This is a genomic window from Planococcus sp. VCh962, assembly GCF_057748275.1.
The window spans coordinates 508254-525779 of sequence record NZ_JBYLHS010000001.1; the positions used below are offsets into that span (position 1 = coordinate 508254).

A 17526-nucleotide genomic window follows, 5' to 3' on the forward strand; every position below is an offset into this window, starting at 1 on the left:
ATGAAGACAGAAAAAGCGACATTTGCAGGCGGCTGTTTTTGGTGCATGGTCAAACCGTTCGATACCTATGAAGGAATTGAATCGGTGGTCAGCGGCTATACCGGCGGGCACGTACAAAACCCGACTTACGAACAAGTATGTTCTGAAACGACGGGCCATTATGAAGCGGTTCAGATTACGTTTCAGCCCGATATTTTTCCATATGAAAAATTGCTGGAGGTTTTTTGGACCCAGATTGATCCAACCGATGCGGGCGGCCAATTTTTCGACCGCGGCCAGTCTTACCAAACAGCTATTTTCTATCATTCGGAAGAGCAGCGGCTAGCCGCTGAAAAATCGAAGAAAGACCTGGAGAACTCGGGCAGGTTCTCAAAACCGATCGCGACGAAAATACTGGAAGCCAAGCCGTTTTATTTGGCAGAAGATTACCATCAGGATTATTATAAGAAAAACCCGGCTCATTATAACCGGTATTCGGTCGGTTCCGGCAGAGCGGGATTTATCGAAAGAAATTGGGGTGGACAGTCATGAAAGAAGATTTAAAAGCTAAATTGACGCCGATGCAATACCACGTGACACAGGAGAACGGTACAGAACCTCCGTTCCAAGGGGAATATGACCAGTTTTTTGAAGAGGGCATCTACGTAGACATTGTGTCTGGAAAACCATTATTCAGTTCAAAAGATAAATACGATGCCCATTGCGGCTGGCCGGCATTCGCCAAGCCATTGGACGGCAGTGAAATTAAAGAAAATTTTGATACAAGCCATGGCATGAGAAGAACAGAAGTGCGCAGTGCCACTGCGGATTCACATTTAGGACATCTATTCCCGGATGGTCCTGCTTCGCTTGGCGGCATGCGTTATTGCATCAACTCCGCTTCATTGCGTTTTGTTCCCAAGGATCAGCTCGATGCGGAAGGATATTCCGAATACAAGCAGTTGTTTGAATAATTAGAGGCCCGGACAGCTGTCCGGGTTTTTTATGTCCAGACTCCGGCACTTATCTTTAAAGTCGCTCCAAGCGTGTATTTATCAGCAAAGAACGCAATACGTCCACGGACTTTGAGCACTTGCACTATTCTTATTGCACAATAGAAGGGAGGCAAAATATGAGACGTTCATTTTATCAATTTGCTTTAAAATACCGTGGAAAGCTCCACGCTGACGACTTTTCACGTTTTGCGGATGCCATGTTTTTGGATCATGGTTTTCCGAAAAACTCGGAAGATTTCGAAAAGCTTTCCAGATATATTGAAGAAAAAGCCCATCCCGTCATGAAAGCTTCAACTTTTGATGCCATGTGGGACGAATATACAAAGCTTTAATGCAATGCGTTGCACTCCTTAAGAAAAAACAGTATGATAAGTACGACTAAATTAAAGTGAGGTTTTATGATGAGTGTTCATATTAATGCAAAAAAAGGCGATATCGCTGATACGATTTTACTTCCCGGGGATCCGTTGCGTGCAAAATACATTGCGGAAAATTTCCTTGAGGATGCCGTGCTTTATAACGAAGTACGCAACATGTTCGGTTATACAGGTACATACAAAGGCAAACGGATTTCTGTTCAAGGAACAGGAATGGGAGCGCCTTCGATTTCAATCTATATAACTGAATTGATGAACGAATACGATGTACAAAAATTGATCCGCGTTGGTACTTGCGGTTCTATTCACAAAGATGTCAAAGTTCGTGATGTAATCATTGCACAAAGTGCTTCTACAGATTCAAAAATGAATGAGCTTATTTTTGGCGGCATCGATTATGCACCAACTGCCAATTTTGATTTATTGTTGAAAGCGTATAATGCAGGTATGGAAAAAGGCTTGAAATTGCGTGTGGGCAATGTCTTTACAGAAGATGTTTTCTATAATGACTATGCAGAGCACGAAAAATGGGCTCAATACGGAATTCTAGGACTTGAAATGGAATCAGCAGCACTTTATACTTTGGCTGCCAAATATGGCCGCCAGGCATTGTCTATCCTGACAGTGAGCGACCACTTGCTGACTGGTGAAGTGACAACTTCAGAAGAACGCCAGACTACGTTTAACGATATGATCGTTGTAGCATTAGAAGCGGCTATCCAGGAGTAAAGTGAAGCTTCGTCAGCCAAAGGATTCTTTAGCCCTTGGCTGATCGGGAACCAGTGGACTTTAACGGGCAGAATGGTCTCCTTTCATGTTGCGGAGATCTTTCTCCAAGTTAATGCTTGGTAAAACGAAAAGACTGTCTTGACAGTCTTTTTCTTTTAATTTTTTCCAAAGCTTGATAAAATCGATACAGCTTTAAGCTCTACTATGAAAGTGGTGAAAGAAATGGATGAAAAGCGCCCAGGCGAGAATCACGAACAAATTCCGCCTGTTGAAGAAACGCCTGCCCATTTTATCCGGATGAAAACATTCTATTTTATCATGCTTGTCTTCACCTTGATATTATGTACAGCAGGATTGACCATATTTGCCTTAACTTTCGGGGATGACAAGGCAGTGCAAGTAAATTCCCCAGAACGAAGAGAATTCGAAAAGCTGTATGCTGCATACGACCAAGTACAGCAGGAATATTACGAAGAAGTGGACAGCAGTGTCCTGATTAACGGTGCCATCAACGGTATGGTTGAGTCTTTAGGGGACCCATATTCCGATTATATGAATGAAGAAGAAGCGGCTCAATTTACGCAAGGCATTTCATCCAGTTTCCAAGGCATTGGTGCAGAAGTGCAAGAGCGAAATGGCTTTATCAATATTGTCTCACCCATAAAAAACTCTCCAGCTGAAAAAGCGGGATTGAAACCTGGCGACAAGATTCTTGAAGTCGATGGGGAAAGCATCCAAGGATTCAGTGCTTCTGAAGCCGTTATGCTTATCCGCGGTGAAAAAGGCACTGAAGTGACCTTGACCATTAAACGAGGCGAAATGGCTGAACCGCTGGAAGTGAAGATTGTCCGCGATGAGATTCCGATTGAAACGGTATATGCCGAGATGATTGGTGACGGAGTGGCGCATATCCAGATAACCAGCTTTTCTGAAAACACGTATGATGAATTGCAAAAAGCGATCAGCGACATGGAAGCAAAAGGCATGAAAGCCATCGTAATGGATGTTCGGCAAAATCCCGGCGGCTTGCTGACAACGGCATTGGATATTTCCAACTTGTTCATTGAAGAAGGAAAAGAAATGTTCGAAGTTCAAGCCAAAGGTACAGAACCGGAAATTTACATGTCTTCTCCGAGCACAAAAGTGAAAGTGCCAGTGACGCTTTTGATTGATGGCGGGAGTGCTTCTGCATCCGAGATTCTAGCGGCTGCAATGAGTGAATCAGCCGATATCAAACTTATTGGCGAAAAAACGTTCGGGAAAGGCACAGTACAGACGGCCAACGATTTGGCTGACGGTTCCAACTTGAAATTCACTACTGCGAAATGGCTCACACCTGATGGCAATTGGATTCATGAAAAAGGAATTGTGCCGGATGTGGAAGTGGCTTATCCGGAATATGCTTCCTTGCCGGTTTTGGATTCTTCACTTGAATTGAAAGATGGTACAATTTCCGAGCAGGTCAAAGTTGCTGAACAAATGCTTGTGGCACTCGGCTATAAAGTTGGCAAAGTGGACGGCGTTTATGAAGAGCAAATGACTGAAGCGGTTGAACAATTCCAGGAAGACCATGAACTTGAAGCAACCGGCATTGTGACGGGCGATACAACTTTCGCTGTTATGGAAGCTTTGAGCGAAAAAATCGACAAAGAAGATCCTCAGCTTCTTGAAGCGAAAAAAATCGTGATGGAAGAAGCGGGCATCAAGGCTGAAGCTCCTGAAGAATCAGCTGAAAAAGAACCGAAAGAATAATAAAAAAGGTCCGCACTTTGCGGGCCTTTTCTTACGGCGCATAAATGGAGGGAAATTGATGATTGACGTTTATTTATTTAGCGGATTTTTAGGAAGCGGCAAAACCACCTTATTGAAGCATGTCATTCAGCAAACAAAAGAAGCAGGTTTAAAACCGGCAGTATTTATGAACGAACTTGGCGAGATGAATTTCGATTCAGACGCTGTAGAAGACGGTGTGCCATTGAAAGAGCTTTTGGATGGCTGCATTTGCTGCACAGGGTCTGAAAAGTCTGAAGCACAATTGCAGACTTTGATGGCAGAAGAAGACTTTGATGTGCTGTTGATTGAAACAACAGGAGCTGCTCATCCCGTCGAAGCATTGGATGCTATTTTTTCTCCTCTTTTTGCTGAGCGTTTAGCATTTAAGGGGATTATAACGGTGGCCGACAGCAAACGCTGGCTGGACCGGGATAAATTGTCCCCTCAAATCCGCTCCTTGTATCTGGAGCAAATCCGCCATGCCGATTTAATATTAGCGAATAAAATGGATTTATTGACTGAAGCTGAGCAGGCGAAAGTGACATTTGAAGTGCAAGGGTTAAACCCGGCTGCCCAAATTATTCAAACAGTGCAATCCAAAGTTCCTTTTTCAGCGCTGCAGAAAATCTCAGCAGTTCAAAAAGGAGCAGTCGAAAAAGCGCCCGTATCCAAATTGAATCTGAATACGAAAGTTTTTAATTTCCAAGAACCCGTAAAACGTGAGAAGTTCGAGGAATGGCTAAGAGCATTGCCGGATTCGGTTTTCCGGATTAAAGGCTATGTGCCGCTGGAAGGGGACAAATATCCGCATGCTTTTCAATATGCATACGGCATGGCGCAATGGCTGCCGGAATATTTGAAGATGCCGACTCAAATTGTCGTTATTGGGGAGAGCCTGGAAGGGATTGAGCTGCCATGATTGAAGCATACCAAAAACTTTGGCCGAACCGAACCGGTGCGGAAACAATCATCAGCCAAGAACAGCTCGAGCAGAAAATTCTGATTGAACTCAATGATGAATTGACACACCCCAGAGTCCGGAAAACAAAGCAGGAAAAATTGGCGATCGCATTAACACGCATCGAACAAGCAGACATGACGGAAGAAGAGAAAGCAGCTTTATCAATGCTATATAAAAAGATTGCGGCTCAATGAGCCGCAATCTCAGCTTGCAGACAAAAGAAGATACGTTCAATCAAGGGAGTAAGGATTAAAAACAAGGTTCTCCCCTCGGTTCCTGCGCTTCAACCGGACGCTTTCCGCGGGCTCGCGCCGAAATCCACTCGGGATTGGCGCCCGAGTGGATTTCGGCACTTCGTCGCTACGCTGTCCCGCAGGAAGCGAATGGTGCAAAAGTAATTTTGCGCGATTCGTTTGCGACGAAGCTAGCGCAGCGATGCAGGAGCACATCTTTGTCTTTCGCCGGTTTTCGCTGCGGAACCTGGCGTGAAATGAACAGCGGATGCCGCTTCTCCTCACTTGTCTGAAAAGCGACATCCCCAACCGGTCCGGCCACGAGACTCCTGTGGGACCAGCTCGAGCTGAAGACCCTGGAGCGAACGAAGTGAGTGAAGCGGCTGAAGCCGAGCCCACGGAAAGCGAAGTGGCCGGGCCGGTTGGGGGTTATACCGCCTTATTCATTTCAAGCATACTTTGTCTACAGTCTGGATTGCGGCTCAATAAGCCGCAATCTTTTTTTGTATGACCGTAAGCCGGAACGATAAGGTAATGGCTCCGGCTGTCAATCCGGCGATTAAGCCGATCCAATACCCGAACGCTTCGAAGCCGGTAAAGCTGGAAAGAAGGTAGCCGACCGGCAAACCGATGACCCAATATGAAATCAGCGCCATGATAAACGTGATGTTGACATCTTTATAGCCGCGCAATGCTCCTTGCACAGGGGCCTGTACAGCATCCGACAATTGAAACAGTGCAGCGAAGACCAGGAACTGCACAGCCAATTGGATGACTGCGGGGTCCGATGAATACAATCCCGCAATTTGATGGCGCATGAAAAATAGTATAAACGCCGAAACAAAGCTGAATCCGACAGCTGCAGCCACGCTGATCCAGCTGTATTGTCTGGCATCTGCAAAGCGCTTTGCTCCGACTTCAAAGCCGACCAGAATGGTTGCCCCCATTGAAATGCTGAGCGGCAGCATGTACAGAAGCGAAGTGAAATTGATGGCTATCTGGTGTGCGGCAATGGTGATCGTTCCATAAGTGCTCATCATCAGCGTGACGGCAGAGAAAATGCTGGTTTCCGCAAAAATGGCAATGCCGATCGGCACGCCGATCAGGCTGATTTCCCGGAGCCGGGAAACCGAAATCTTTGCCCATCCCCGGAAAATATTGAAAGACTTAAACGGTTTGCGTGTGTGGATAATCCAGATGGCGATCAGCATCACAAGCCAATAGGTAATGGCCGATCCATAACCGGCACCGACGCCACCAAGTTCCGGAAAACCGAAATTGCCATAGATCAACAGATAATTGAAGAAAACATTGATTGGAGCGGACAATAAGGTGATGAACATGGAAATACGCGTCGCGCCGAGCGCATCAATATAACAGCGCAGCGCATTGTAAACAAATAACGGAACCAATCCGAAACTCATGGCAAGAATATAATTTTTTGCTACTGACGCTACAGCCGGTTCTAAGCTTACCAGGCTAAGAAGGAATTCAATGCTAAAAAAGAAAAAGATGAAAACAAGCACTGCCAGAATAATAGCCAGATAAATTCCTTGCTGTACCGCATCTTTTACTTCTTCTTTTTTCTTAGCCCCCATTAATTGTGCTACAATTGGAGTGATGGACATGAGAATTCCCGCAAGTCCGATATAGACCGGGACCCAAAATGAGGAACCGATCGAAACGCCCGCCAGATCTTCTGTGCTGTATCGGGCCGTCATATAAATATCAAAAAATGTGACCAAGTACATCGCAACTTGCGTAACCAAAATCGGAAAAACTATTTTAATCAGCATTTGAAATTTTTCTGTTTTTGTCTTTGTTTCAAGCATGTTCCATCCTCCAGTATTCCATTAGCAATTTAAACAAATAAAAACAAGTATAGCATAGAAGACGCTAGGCAATAAAATGCTTCTGAAAAGAAGGAATTGCAATTTTAAGACAACAGAGAGTAGGCCAAGAAATGAACAAAAGAACGATCTTATTAACCGGCGGAGGGACAGCAGGACATGTGTCGCTGAACCAGGCATTGATTCCGGAATTGTTGAAAATGAATTTTAATGTAGAATACATCGGCTCGAAAGAGGGCATTGAAAGTGAATTAATCAGAGATGGACATCCTGAAGTTACATATCATCCAATAGCAAGCGGGAAATTGCGCCGGTATTTTTCAATGAAGAATTTCACGGATCCTTTCCGTGTCGGAACAGGTTTTTTCCAAGCGCTTAGCATCATCAAAAAAACCAAACCGGCAGCCATATTTTCAAAAGGCGGTTTTGTTTCAGTGCCTGTCGCGATGGCTGGTAAAGCCATGTCAGTGCCGGTCATCATCCATGAATCAGACGTGACACCCGGTTTAGCAAACAAAATCGCTATGCCATTCGCCGACCATATCTTTACAGTCTTCTCGGAAACATTAAAGCATTTGCCGAAAGAAAAATCGACTTGCACAGGCTCGGTGATCCGCAGTGAATTGATGGAAGGCTCAGCAGAAATTGGGAAAGAGCTTTGCAAATTCGACAAAGATCTTCCGGTTTTGTTGATCATGGGAGGCAGCCAAGGCTCTGCCGTAATCAACGAAGCAATCCGCACAAATTTGACTGCGCTTTTAGCGGAATACAATGTCATCCATTTGTGCGGAAAAGGCAATGTCGACTACAGCTTGGAAAATGTACCGAATTATTGTCAGTTTGAGTACGTGACAGATGAGCTCCCGCATTTGCTGCATATGACGGATTTTGTGGTTTCGCGTGCCGGCTCGAATTCGATTTTTGAATTTTTGGCTCTTAAAAAACCGATGCTGCTGATTCCTTTGTCCAAACAGCAAAGCCGAGGCGATCAGATTCTGAATGCGCAATTATTCAAGCAGCAGGGATTTGCCCATGTGGTGGAAGAAGAAGAACTGACACCGGAACGATTTTTTGAAGAAATGAAAAAACTGCATCTCCATGAAGAGCTGCTTGTTGAAAACATGACACTGGCTGAACCGCCGAAGACAGCTCATGAAATGGCTAAATTGGTAACATCTTATACGAAGAAAAAATAAACTTCATACGCAAGAGGTGGGCAAAATGGAATTTTCACTTTATAAAGTTCATGGTTCGATGAACACTTTTTATATGCTTGATGGTGCTGAACGCAGTGACTACGAGGAAATGACGCTTAAGCTTGCATCACTTGATCCTCAAACAGACGGATTGCTGGTTGTTTTGCCATCTGAAACGGCTGACGCCAAAATGCGGGTCATCAACCGTGATGGCTCCGAAGCTTCTATGTGCGGCAATGGGCTGCGTTGCGTCGCCCGCTATGTCTGTGAGCGGGAGGGCCTTGAAGAAGCGGTCATAGAAACGATGAAAGCATCACTGCACGTAAAAAAAGAACAGCCTGGACAGGACGGGATTGCAATGTATGCGGTTGAAATTTCGCCTGTATCCTTCCAGCTGGCCGATTTGCCAATGACATATGGCGAGGAAACTGAATGGCTGTTAAAGCCGCTGCCTTTTGTATCCGAAGAAATTTTATTTTCAGCTGTGGCCGTGCCAAATCCGCACTTAATCGGCATTGTACCGGTTGAATACCAGGCGGATTCAGCCCATCAGCGAAAATGGGCGGAGTATTTCAATGGGGCAAATGAGTATTTTTCTGATGGCGTCAATGTCAGCTATGTCACAAAAGTGGAAGGCGGCATTTTCGTTAAAACTTTTGAACGCGGCGTCGGCTTCACGAATGCTTGCGGCACCGCGATGACGGCTTCCGCTCTTGTCAGCTGCCTGGCAGGCCTCGTTCCTTACGGAGAAGTGAATGTCTACAACCCGGGCGGAATGGTTAAATGTTCCGTCGCAAAAGAAGGCGGCAGTTTCAGCTTGCGATTGACGGGCAATGCGACATATTTGTCGGCTCATCGTTTCGAATGGAGAGAAGACGAGTCAGAAGGGCGACTCGCATCTTCTGTACCATTAAATGAACAACAGCTTTATGAAAAATTCATCGAACAAACTTCATCGGTAACAGAACAATTTGCGAAATAGAAAAGAGAGATGCGCATGCCGGGCCCTTTTTCAGCAGACCAATTAAACCTGTTATATGGACATTCAGAAGACCTTGTCTTTTTTTTGAAGAAGACAGGCGATACATTCATCTATGAATATATTAACGAAAGCTGCAAAGAAAATTTCCAGAAAGACCTGGTCGGCTGGACCATGGATGAAGTTCTGCCGGCAAAACTGGCAGAGGAAATAAAAAAACAATACAGAACAGCAATAAAAATGAAATCGGCCCACACATATCGCGACTATAATTTATTCAGCAAAGAGATTGCGGCCAATGAAAATCAGCTGACGCCGATTTTTGCAAATGGAGAAATTTATGTGCTGGCGATTTCCAAAAATGTATCACGCCTTAAAAAAGTGGAAGAAGATTATCTTTTTTATCAATCGTTGATTCAAAATACAATCGATCCTATGCTGATGATCACTTCGGATTACACGATTTTGGATATGAATCCCGCTTATGAGGCAGTATTCGGTGTAGCTAAAGAAGAATGGATGGGCAAATCATTTTATGATTTGCCCATAACGATGAAGAATATGTTCGGTGAGATGAAACAGCGCCTCGATGCCTATGAAATCGGTCAGCCTATCAACTCCGCCGTTTTGGCTTATCGCAAAAGCGATGGAAGCCGCAGTGAGTTTTCAGCCATTTACACACCAATCAATGAAGCTGGTTTAACACGGGCTTTTCAAATTGTTTTGAGGGAACTGACCAAAGTAGCAAAGCTGAAAGATGAGCTGAAAAAGACCGAAAACATTCTGGAAAGCTATAAAGCAGCACTTAATTATGCGGCTTCTGTAGCAATCTGGGAGCCAAGCGGTATGATACAGTTTGCCAATGATAACTTTAAAGGGATTTCCGGATATGAAACCCGTGAATTGATTGGGATGGATATAAAAAAGATTGGCGCAACACTCCTTTCGGCAGAACAGTTTGAAAAAATACAATTGCAAATCTTAAGTGGTTCGATATGGCGCGGCGAGATGAAAAGCCAAAAAAAGACCGGGGAAGATTTCTGGGTAGATGCTACACTAATACCGTTGACAGATACGAACAGAAAAATTTACCAGGTTCTTGCCATCTTATTTGATATAACGGACCGGAAAGAACTTGAAGAGCAGCTTCGTTTTATGGCTTATCATGACAGTTTAACTAAGCTGCCCAACAGGATTTCGATGGTACATGAATTTGCCCGCATGAAAAAGCAAGTTGATGCTGCTGGGGAATGGACTGCGATAATCTATCTGGATGGCGATGATTTTAAATTGATCAATGATCGGTATGGCCACGATATAGGCGATGAATTTCTTTATCAATTCGGCCAGTCACTTCAAAACAGCATTCGCAAACAGGATATGGTGGCACGTGTAGGAGGCGATGAGTTTCTGATCGCTTTAACTGGACTAGATCCGAAACTGGCGGAAAACCAAATCAGCCGAATCATCGAACGCATCAAAAAAGATCTTCTAAAAGGATGGGATATCCAGGACTGGCATTTTGCGCCCACTACTTCAATGGGGATATCGCTTTATCCGAAACATGCGGATGATTTGGATCAACTCGTCACTTTTGCGGATAATGCTTTGTATGAAGCAAAAAGAAAAGGAAAAAATCAGATGCTTTTTTATGAGGAAACAACGCTCTATGACTTGAAAACGGCTGATTTTCAAAAGAAATCTACATGAAAGCGCTTCAATTTTTAATATGTGAATATTTTCACGGAAAATCATTGTTTTTTTTCCTGGAAGTAGTAAGATTGAAATGGAAATTCGTTCTCGACCTTGCTGGAAGCGCATTCTCCTTTATGTCTAGTGGGATGCGTGATAAAATAAGGGAGATACACATATAACAAAAGTGACTGCCATACGGCAAATATCTGGAGGTTTTTTAATGTCTAGCAATTATTCAGATGCAAAATCCCCATGGAATTCCATCACCGGTCCAAACCTTGGATATATTATGGAAATGTACGACCTTTATCAAGAATCTCCGGAACTGCTTGATCCGGAATTCGCAGACCTTTTCAGACAATATGGTCCGCCAATCGATGTGACTCCGCGTGCTGCCGCTCCTTCTGAAACTGCTGCAGCGGGTGTAGAGACGAACAAGTTTGGCAAAGTATTGGCTGCAATTCAGCTGGCGGAAGCCATCCGTGCCCATGGCCATCTGGCTTCTGATATCTATCCGCTGAACGATCAGCCAAAAGACACAACACGTTTAGAACCTTCGACATATGGCTTGACTGACCAGGATTTGAAAGAAGTTCCTGTCTCGCTCTTGCTTGCGGATGCACCCAAAGGCGTTACGGACGGTTTAGAAGCGATTTCGTATTTGAAATCCTTGTATACCGATAAAGTCGCTTTTGAATTTTCTCATGTTGTTCAGCCTCAGGAACGCAGCTGGATTCAATCAAAAATTGAAGCCGGAGAGTTTAAGCCCTCACTAGATGCTGAAAAGAAAAAAGACCTCTTAAATCTTTTGACTCACGTTGAAGGGTTCGAGAAATTCCTGCATCGCACTTTTGTTGGCCAAAAACGGTTTTCTATTGAAGGTGTCGATACCTTAGTCGTCCTGATTGATGAACTGGTACGCTTGTCCGAAGCAAAAGGCACAGAAAAAATCATGATCGGGATGGCTCATCGCGGTCGTTTAAATGTGCTTACACATATTTTGAACAAACCTTATGAAATGATGTTTGCCGGTTTTGCGCATGTTCCGGATGAGCCTTTCCTGCCGGAAGACAATTCTCTGCAAATCACCAAAGGCTGGTTCGGCGATGTGAAGTACCATATGGGTGCAGCTTATACTTCCCCTAAAGGGACAAACATCAAATTGGCTTACAACCCATCCCATTTGGAAATCGTCAGCCCGGTCGTTGCCGGTCAAACCCGTGCAGCTCAAGAGGTTACCGGCCAAACAGGAGTCGCGCCAATCGACTCGAAAAAAGCATATGCCATTCTTGTACACGGCGATGCAGCTTTCCCAGGTCAAGGCGTTGTAACCGAAACATTGAACTACAGCCGCATCCGTGGTTATCAAACAGGCGGCTCAATCCATATCATTGCCAATAACCTGATCGGTTTTACAACGGAACAATATGATTCAAGATCGACTCACTATTCTTCAGATCCGGCAAAAGGATTTGAAGTTCCGGTCATCCATGTCAATGGAGACGATCCGGAAGCGGTGGTCGCAGTTGCGCGTTTCGCTTTCGAATACCGTGAAAAATTCGGCAAGGATATTTTAATCGATTTGATCGGTTACCGCCGATACGGCCATAATGAGATGGATGAACCATTGGTTACAAATCCAATGATGTATCATGGAATTCACCAGCATCCAACTGTGCGTGAACTTTATGGGCAGCAGCTTTCTTCTGAGCAGGTCCTTACTGCAGAAGAAGTAAAAGCGCTTGATGCAGATACGCAAAAAGAAATGCAGGCTGCTTATGATAAAGTGAAAGAAAATAAATCAGACGATTCTCATGGCATCGTCATCCCAGAAGCAGTATTAAACGGTTATCCGGAAGTGCCGACTGGCGTTGACAAAGATGTTTTAGCCAAAATGAACGCAGAATTGCTGACATGGCCGAGTGATTTCTCTGCTTTCAGTAAATTAGCGCGCATTTTGAAACGCCGTGAAGATCCGTTCAACGGCAAAGGCAAAATTGACTGGGCGCATGCGGAAACTCTGGCATTCGGTGCAATTTTGCAAGATGGCAATCCAATCCGTTTAACTGGGCAAGACGCTCAACGCGGAACGTTTGCACATCGCCACCTTGTATTGCATGATGATAAAACAGGGGAAGAATTGGTGCCATTGCACCATATCTCAGGGGCTAAAGCTTCGTTCGTCGTTTATAACAGCCCACTTACCGAAGCGGCAGTTCTAGGATATGAATATGGCTATAACGTTGAAAACAACAAGGCGCTCGTTATCTGGGAAGCACAATATGGCGATTTCGCCAATATGGCTCAAATGATGTTCGACCAATTCATTTCAGCTGGCCGTTCGAAATGGGGTCAGAAATCCGGTTTGGTCATGCTCTTGCCTCACGGCTTTGAAGGCCAGGGTCCTGAGCACTCCAGCGCACGCCTGGAAAGACATTTGCAGATGGCTGCTGAAAATAACTGGACAGTCGCAAATCTTTCAAGTGCAGCCAACTACTTCCATATTCTTCGCCGCCAAGCGAAAATGCTGGAAGAAGAGTCGATACGCCCGCTTATTATCGTGACGCCAAAATCTTTGCTTCGCCATCCAATGGTAGGGGCGGACGTTGAAGATTTGACAGAAGGCCATTTCCAAACCGTTTTGGAACAGCCAGGTTTAGGCACGAAAGTGAAAAAAGTAGAACGCATCTTATTCGCAAGCGGTAAAATGGCGATTGATTTGGCAGAGCGGGTAAAAGACGGCAAAGACTTTGACGGAATTCATATCGTCCGTGTCGAGCAATTGTATCCTTTCCCATCTGAAAAAATTCAGGCGATTGTTGAACGCTATCCGAACGCCAAAGAACTTGCATGGGTCCAAGAAGAACCGCAAAACATGGGTTCTTGGACATTTGCTGAACCATACTTGCGAGACATCGCAAACGGCAAAGAGGTTGCTTATTATGGGCGCATCAAACGTTCCAGCCCTGCAGAAGGCGACGGAGAATCGCATAAAGTTGAACAAGCACGCATTTTAGACGAAGCATTAGCACAAGCTTAAGGACCCGCTGAACTGATGCTCAAGAGGAGATTCAATTCTCTTGGGCAGAAGTTTTCCGGTCTAATAGAGTGAGATAATCTAAGGAGGAATTTTTTGTGGCAGAAATCAAAGTACCAGAACTAGCAGAATCGATTACAGAAGGAACGATCGCACAATGGCTGAAACAGCCAGGCGAAACAGTTGAAAAAGGGGAATTCATTGTTGAACTGGAAACAGACAAAGTCAACGTTGAAGTTATTTCCGAAGAAGCGGGCGTTGTACAAGAGCATCTGGCTCAAGAAGGCGACACTGTTGAAGTTGGGCAAGTAATTGCAATTGTTGGTGCTGCTTCAGGCGAAAGCGCTGCTCCTGCACCAGCGGCATCAGAAACTGCCCCTAAAGCAGAAGAACCGGCAGCAGCTGGAGCTGGTACAACAATGGAAGCGGTAGAAAAAGCACCGGCAGTTGAAGAGCAGTCTTCAACCGACCGTACAATCGCAAGCCCGGCTGCCCGTAAACTGGCTCGTGAAAAAGGCATCGACCTTGCTGCAATCTCTCCAGTTGATCCAATGGGCCGCGTACGCGTACAAGACGTAGAAGCTCATGGTTCAAAACCGGCTGCTGCTAGTGCACCTGCTCAGAAAGCAGAAGCTCCAAAAGCTGCTGCACCTTCTTCAGATGAAGAATCCGGCCGCGTAATCCGTGAGAAAATGTCACGCCGCCGCCAGACAATTGCGAAGCGTTTATTGGAAGTACGCCAGTCTACAGCAATGCTGACTACTTTCAATGAAATCGACATGACAAATGTTATGGCTTTGAGAAGCCGCAAGAAAGACAAATTCCAACAAGATCACGATGGAACACGCTTAGGCTTTATGTCATTCTTCACTAAAGCAGTGACTGCAGCACTCAAAAAATATCCATATGTGAACGCTGAACTTGACGGCACGGATCTTTTATTGAAACAGTTCTATGATGTGGGTATCGCTGTTTCAACTGAAGAAGGCTTAGTTGTGCCGATCGTTCGTGATACAGATAAGAAAAACTTCGCTGAAATCGAAGCAAGCATCGCTGATCTTGCCAAGAAAGCACGCGACAAAAAACTTTCTATCGCTGACATGACTGGCGGTTCATTTACAATCACTAACGGCGGCGTATTCGGTTCATTGATGTCAACTCCAATCTTGAACGGAACACAAGTAGGGATTCTTGGAATGCACACCATCCAGAAACGCCCTGTAGCCATCGGAGATTCAATCGAAATCCGTCCAATGATGTACGTGGCTCTTTCTTACGACCACCGCGTCATCGATGGTAGCGATTCTGTAGGCTTCTTGAAAATGGTTAAAGATTTGATTGAAAACCCGGAAGATTTATTGCTTGAATCTTAATTTGAAAAGCGCAGGCGGCCAAGTAAGCCTCGACAAGCGCTGGAGGGCTTGAGGTTTAAGGCGTCCCTTTGCCTTAAACAGCAAGACTGAAGCGACCTCGAGAGGCTGGCCGCCGGAGCTGGACAATGAAAAGCGGAAAGAGCCGTTCAGTTTCAACAGGCATAAGACAATTTGGTGAAGCGGCGCTTTTTGCCGCAGAGCCAAAGGACTTATGTCCCGAGAAGCTGGCCAAGTAGAAAAGCGCAGGCTTCCAACATAGCTTAGCTATAACTGAACATATTAATATTTCACTTTGGATGGTCCTGCGTTGCGGGACCATCTTTTTTTTGTCATGATAGAAGCAGAAGAGCTAAAGGCAGGCGGATTTAATGGATTTAACTTTTTTGATGGAATTGGTGCAAAAGTATGGATATGTCAGCATGTTCATTTTCAATTGGCTCCTGCTATTCGGCATGCCGCTGCCCAATGAAGTGGCGGCTTCTTTTTCAGGCGTCTTGACGGAAATCAGCTATTTCAATCCTATTTATGCATTTATCTCTGCTTACTTAGGGCTGATTACCAGCAATACGTTTGCATATCTGATCGGCCGGGTGTTTGGCAAACGCCTGCTGGACCGATTGGATAGAACCCGCTTAAAAGGGGCGATCGATAATTTCACGCTATACATGGACAAACATGGAAGGATGGCGATTTCCTTCAGCTTTTTCCTGCCGGGTGTTCGCTGGGCGATGCCGTATGTCGTCGGCGCTAACCGCTACCCCTTTATGCAATATATGCTCTACGCCTACACCGCAGGATTTGTCTGGATGTTCATTTACTTTAATCTTGGCCGGACTTTTCCATATGCCTACCAATCCATTCTGCAAAATCTCCAAATATTTTTGACAGCACTGACGATTTTGATTATCGGCGCTGTTGTTCTGCGGTACTACCTTTTATCAAAAGGCTCCAAAAAATAAGCAGAATTGAATTTTTCGCCGCTTTTCCTTATACTAAATGAATAGACATATAGAAAAGGATGAGGACTGTGATTCACAACGAATGGCTAGAGAAAGAAACAATCCGGACAGTAACATGCAAACATACAAATGCGGAAAAATTCCTTGTATCCAACGTACTGACTGAAGGAAAAACATATGAAGTGAAAAACGAAACAGAAGAATTCATCTTCGTCATCGACAACACAGGCAAAGTCGGAGGATTCTATAAAACCTATTTTGAATAAAAAAAGCGGAAGTGGCTGTTCACCCCCGACAAGCGGTGGAGGGCTTGAAAGCCATGGTGCTTTAAGCTGTGGATTCAAGACCGAAGCGACCTCGAAGGGCTAGGTGTGCAGCTGGACAATAAGAAAAGCGGAAGTGGCTGTTCAGCTTTAACATTAAGCAAACAAAAAGCAACGCGATATCTTAAATAACAAAACAGACCGATGACCGTTCATCGGTTTTTTATTTGGAAAGAGGGAAGTTAAATGGCAATGATCGAACAAGATATCCAAAACAGAAAAACACGCAAACATGATGACTATGAGAAATTGATTGGCAAAGGCGGCTATATAGCCCCCGATAAAAACCTTTGGCAAGATATTCTTTCTGCAGTTGTACTGCGGAAGCCGGTGTTATTGAAAGGGCCAACTGGAGCAGGGAAAACGAAGCTGGCTGAAAGTATTTCAGCTACATTTTCCCAACCGATGCAAAGCATCAACTGCTCGGTGGATTTGGATGCCGAAGCGCTGCTTGGCTTTAAGACACTGGTCCAGCGCGGAGGCGAGAGCCGCATCGAATTTGTGGAAGGGCCAGTGGTTACGGCTATGAAGCAAGGGCATTTTCTGTATATCGATGAAATCAATATGGCGAAACCGGAAACGTTGCCAATTCTGCATAGTGCGCTGGATCACCGGCGGATGATGACCAACCCGTTTACGGGGGAGGTCATTGAAGCACATCCTGATTTCGGTGTCATTGCTGCAATCAACGAAGGTTATATCGGGACAGCCCCGATGAACGAAGCATTGAAAAACCGTTTTATCGCATATCCGATCCCATACTTAACAGGTGAGCAACTTCAGGAGTTGTGGAACCGGGAATTCCCGGATGCGGATGCCTCGTTAAAAGCATTTATGCTGGACCTGGCAGCGGACTTGATGAAACAAGTGGAAAATGGCTTATTGTCCGAAGAAGCGGCGTCTATCCGCAGTTTGCTGGATGCTACAGCATTAGCTCAGTATATGGACCCATTGCGTGCTGTAAAATACGCCATTGCTGAAAAACTGGAAGACGAAAGTGAACGGGATTTATTCATGGACTTGGCCAATACTTGGAAGAAGTAGGT

At 45.0% G+C, this 17526-nt stretch carries 17 protein-coding genes; 15 read left to right on the forward strand and 2 right to left on the reverse strand.

Annotated elements, in window-relative coordinates; all coding sequences use genetic code 11:
• From msrA to yoyC, 7 genes are all read left to right on the forward strand, one after another.
• On the forward strand, positions 1 to 531 hold the full coding sequence (gene msrA, locus AC3AQ9_RS02675) for a peptide-methionine (S)-S-oxide reductase MsrA (RefSeq protein ID WP_488305904.1): 531 nt from the start codon (positions 1 to 3) through the stop codon (positions 529 to 531).
• Positions 528 to 953 (forward strand): peptide-methionine (R)-S-oxide reductase MsrB, encoded by a 426-nt coding sequence (gene msrB / locus AC3AQ9_RS02680; RefSeq protein ID WP_488305905.1) that lies wholly within the window; start codon positions 528 to 530, stop codon positions 951 to 953. Before msrA ends, msrB begins: the two co-directional genes overlap by 4 nt.
• Positions 954 to 1111: 158 nt before the next feature.
• Positions 1112 to 1327, forward strand: a complete 216-nt coding sequence (locus tag AC3AQ9_RS02685) for a YozE family protein (RefSeq protein WP_488305906.1) — start codon at positions 1112 to 1114, stop codon at positions 1325 to 1327.
• A gap of 69 nt (positions 1328 to 1396) precedes the next feature.
• Positions 1397 to 2101, forward strand: coding sequence for a purine-nucleoside phosphorylase (deoD, locus tag AC3AQ9_RS02690; RefSeq protein ID WP_488305907.1), 705 nt, complete (start codon positions 1397 to 1399; stop codon positions 2099 to 2101).
• Positions 2102 to 2323: 222 nt separating this feature from the next.
• Positions 2324 to 3853: a lmo1851 family serine protease gene (locus AC3AQ9_RS02695; RefSeq protein ID WP_488305908.1), complete on the forward strand. Its 1530-nt coding sequence runs from the start codon at positions 2324 to 2326 to the stop codon at positions 3851 to 3853.
• 58 nt (positions 3854 to 3911) lie between these two features.
• Positions 3912 to 4793, forward strand: coding sequence for a CobW family GTP-binding protein (locus AC3AQ9_RS02700; protein ID WP_488305909.1), 882 nt, complete (start codon positions 3912 to 3914; stop codon positions 4791 to 4793).
• Positions 4790 to 5029 carry a protein YoyC gene (gene yoyC, locus AC3AQ9_RS02705; protein ID WP_488305910.1) on the forward strand — a complete coding sequence of 80 codons (240 nt, stop codon included), beginning with the start codon at positions 4790 to 4792 and terminating at the stop codon, positions 5027 to 5029. Before AC3AQ9_RS02700 ends, yoyC begins: the two co-directional genes overlap by 4 nt.
• A gap of 166 nt (positions 5030 to 5195) precedes the next feature.
• On the opposite strand, the gene AC3AQ9_RS02710 is transcribed toward yoyC, so the two are convergent.
• Together AC3AQ9_RS02710 and AC3AQ9_RS02715 are read right to left on the reverse strand one after the other, a co-directional pair.
• Positions 5196 to 5390: a hypothetical protein gene (locus AC3AQ9_RS02710; RefSeq protein WP_488305911.1), complete on the reverse strand. Its 195-nt coding sequence runs from the start codon at positions 5388 to 5390 to the stop codon at positions 5196 to 5198.
• A gap of 160 nt (positions 5391 to 5550) precedes the next feature.
• Positions 5551 to 6900: an MATE family efflux transporter gene (locus tag AC3AQ9_RS02715; protein WP_488305912.1), complete on the reverse strand. Its 1350-nt coding sequence runs from the start codon at positions 6898 to 6900 to the stop codon at positions 5551 to 5553.
• A 131-nt stretch (positions 6901 to 7031) separates the two neighbouring features.
• Here AC3AQ9_RS02715 and murG point away from each other — a divergent pair, with 131 nt between their 5' ends.
• From murG to AC3AQ9_RS02755, 8 genes are all read left to right on the forward strand, one after another.
• Positions 7032 to 8114: an undecaprenyldiphospho-muramoylpentapeptide beta-N-acetylglucosaminyltransferase gene (gene murG, locus AC3AQ9_RS02720; RefSeq protein WP_488305913.1), complete on the forward strand. Its 1083-nt coding sequence runs from the start codon at positions 7032 to 7034 to the stop codon at positions 8112 to 8114.
• A 25-nt stretch (positions 8115 to 8139) separates the two neighbouring features.
• Positions 8140 to 9096, forward strand: coding sequence for a diaminopimelate epimerase (gene dapF / locus AC3AQ9_RS02725; RefSeq protein WP_488305914.1), 957 nt, complete (start codon positions 8140 to 8142; stop codon positions 9094 to 9096).
• A 15-nt stretch (positions 9097 to 9111) separates the two neighbouring features.
• Complete coding sequence (locus AC3AQ9_RS02730; protein ID WP_488305915.1) at positions 9112 to 10803, forward strand: sensor domain-containing diguanylate cyclase; 1692 nt, start codon at positions 9112 to 9114, stop codon at positions 10801 to 10803.
• Positions 10804 to 11008: 205 nt separating this feature from the next.
• The gene (locus tag AC3AQ9_RS02735) at positions 11009 to 13828 is read left to right on the forward strand and encodes a 2-oxoglutarate dehydrogenase E1 component (protein WP_488305916.1); all 2820 of its coding nucleotides are present in this window, start codon (positions 11009 to 11011) and stop codon (positions 13826 to 13828) included.
• Between the two features lie 95 nt (positions 13829 to 13923).
• Entirely contained in the window at positions 13924 to 15198 is a 1275-nt protein-coding gene (odhB, locus tag AC3AQ9_RS02740) for a 2-oxoglutarate dehydrogenase complex dihydrolipoyllysine-residue succinyltransferase (RefSeq protein WP_488305917.1), read from the forward strand.
• Positions 15199 to 15566: 368 nt separating this feature from the next.
• The gene (locus AC3AQ9_RS02745; RefSeq protein ID WP_488305918.1) at positions 15567 to 16157 is read left to right on the forward strand and encodes a DedA family protein; all 591 of its coding nucleotides are present in this window, start codon (positions 15567 to 15569) and stop codon (positions 16155 to 16157) included.
• A gap of 59 nt (positions 16158 to 16216) precedes the next feature.
• Positions 16217 to 16423: a DUF6501 family protein gene (locus AC3AQ9_RS02750; RefSeq protein WP_488305919.1), complete on the forward strand. Its 207-nt coding sequence runs from the start codon at positions 16217 to 16219 to the stop codon at positions 16421 to 16423.
• A 243-nt stretch (positions 16424 to 16666) separates the two neighbouring features.
• Complete coding sequence (locus tag AC3AQ9_RS02755; protein ID WP_488305920.1) at positions 16667 to 17524, forward strand: ATP-binding protein; 858 nt, start codon at positions 16667 to 16669, stop codon at positions 17522 to 17524.
• Positions 17525 to 17526 lie beyond the last annotated feature (2 nt).

Excerpts from the sequence above, each read along its gene's own strand:
- msrA (WP_488305904.1), top strand. The coding sequence starts at position 1 with ATGAAGACAGAAAAAGCGACATTTGCAGGCGGCTGTTTTTGGTGCATG.
- msrB (WP_488305905.1), top strand. The coding sequence starts at position 528 with ATGAAAGAAGATTTAAAAGCTAAATTGACGCCGATGCAATACCACGTG.
- AC3AQ9_RS02685 (WP_488305906.1), top strand. The coding sequence starts at position 1,112 with ATGAGACGTTCATTTTATCAATTTGCTTTAAAATACCGTGGAAAGCTC.
- deoD (WP_488305907.1), top strand. The coding sequence starts at position 1,397 with ATGAGTGTTCATATTAATGCAAAAAAAGGCGATATCGCTGATACGATT.
- AC3AQ9_RS02695 (WP_488305908.1), top strand. The coding sequence starts at position 2,324 with ATGGATGAAAAGCGCCCAGGCGAGAATCACGAACAAATTCCGCCTGTT.
- AC3AQ9_RS02700 (WP_488305909.1), top strand. The coding sequence starts at position 3,912 with ATGATTGACGTTTATTTATTTAGCGGATTTTTAGGAAGCGGCAAAACC.
- yoyC (WP_488305910.1), top strand. The coding sequence starts at position 4,790 with ATGATTGAAGCATACCAAAAACTTTGGCCGAACCGAACCGGTGCGGAA.
- AC3AQ9_RS02715 (WP_488305912.1), bottom strand. The coding sequence starts at position 6,900 with ATGCTTGAAACAAAGACAAAAACAGAAAAATTTCAAATGCTGATTAAA.
- murG (WP_488305913.1), top strand. The coding sequence starts at position 7,032 with ATGAACAAAAGAACGATCTTATTAACCGGCGGAGGGACAGCAGGACAT.
- dapF (WP_488305914.1), top strand. The coding sequence starts at position 8,140 with ATGGAATTTTCACTTTATAAAGTTCATGGTTCGATGAACACTTTTTAT.
- AC3AQ9_RS02730 (WP_488305915.1), top strand. The coding sequence starts at position 9,112 with ATGCCGGGCCCTTTTTCAGCAGACCAATTAAACCTGTTATATGGACAT.
- AC3AQ9_RS02735 (WP_488305916.1), top strand. The coding sequence starts at position 11,009 with ATGTCTAGCAATTATTCAGATGCAAAATCCCCATGGAATTCCATCACC.
- AC3AQ9_RS02745 (WP_488305918.1), top strand. The coding sequence starts at position 15,567 with ATGGATTTAACTTTTTTGATGGAATTGGTGCAAAAGTATGGATATGTC.
- AC3AQ9_RS02750 (WP_488305919.1), top strand. The coding sequence starts at position 16,217 with ATGAGGACTGTGATTCACAACGAATGGCTAGAGAAAGAAACAATCCGG.
- AC3AQ9_RS02755 (WP_488305920.1), top strand. The coding sequence starts at position 16,667 with ATGGCAATGATCGAACAAGATATCCAAAACAGAAAAACACGCAAACAT.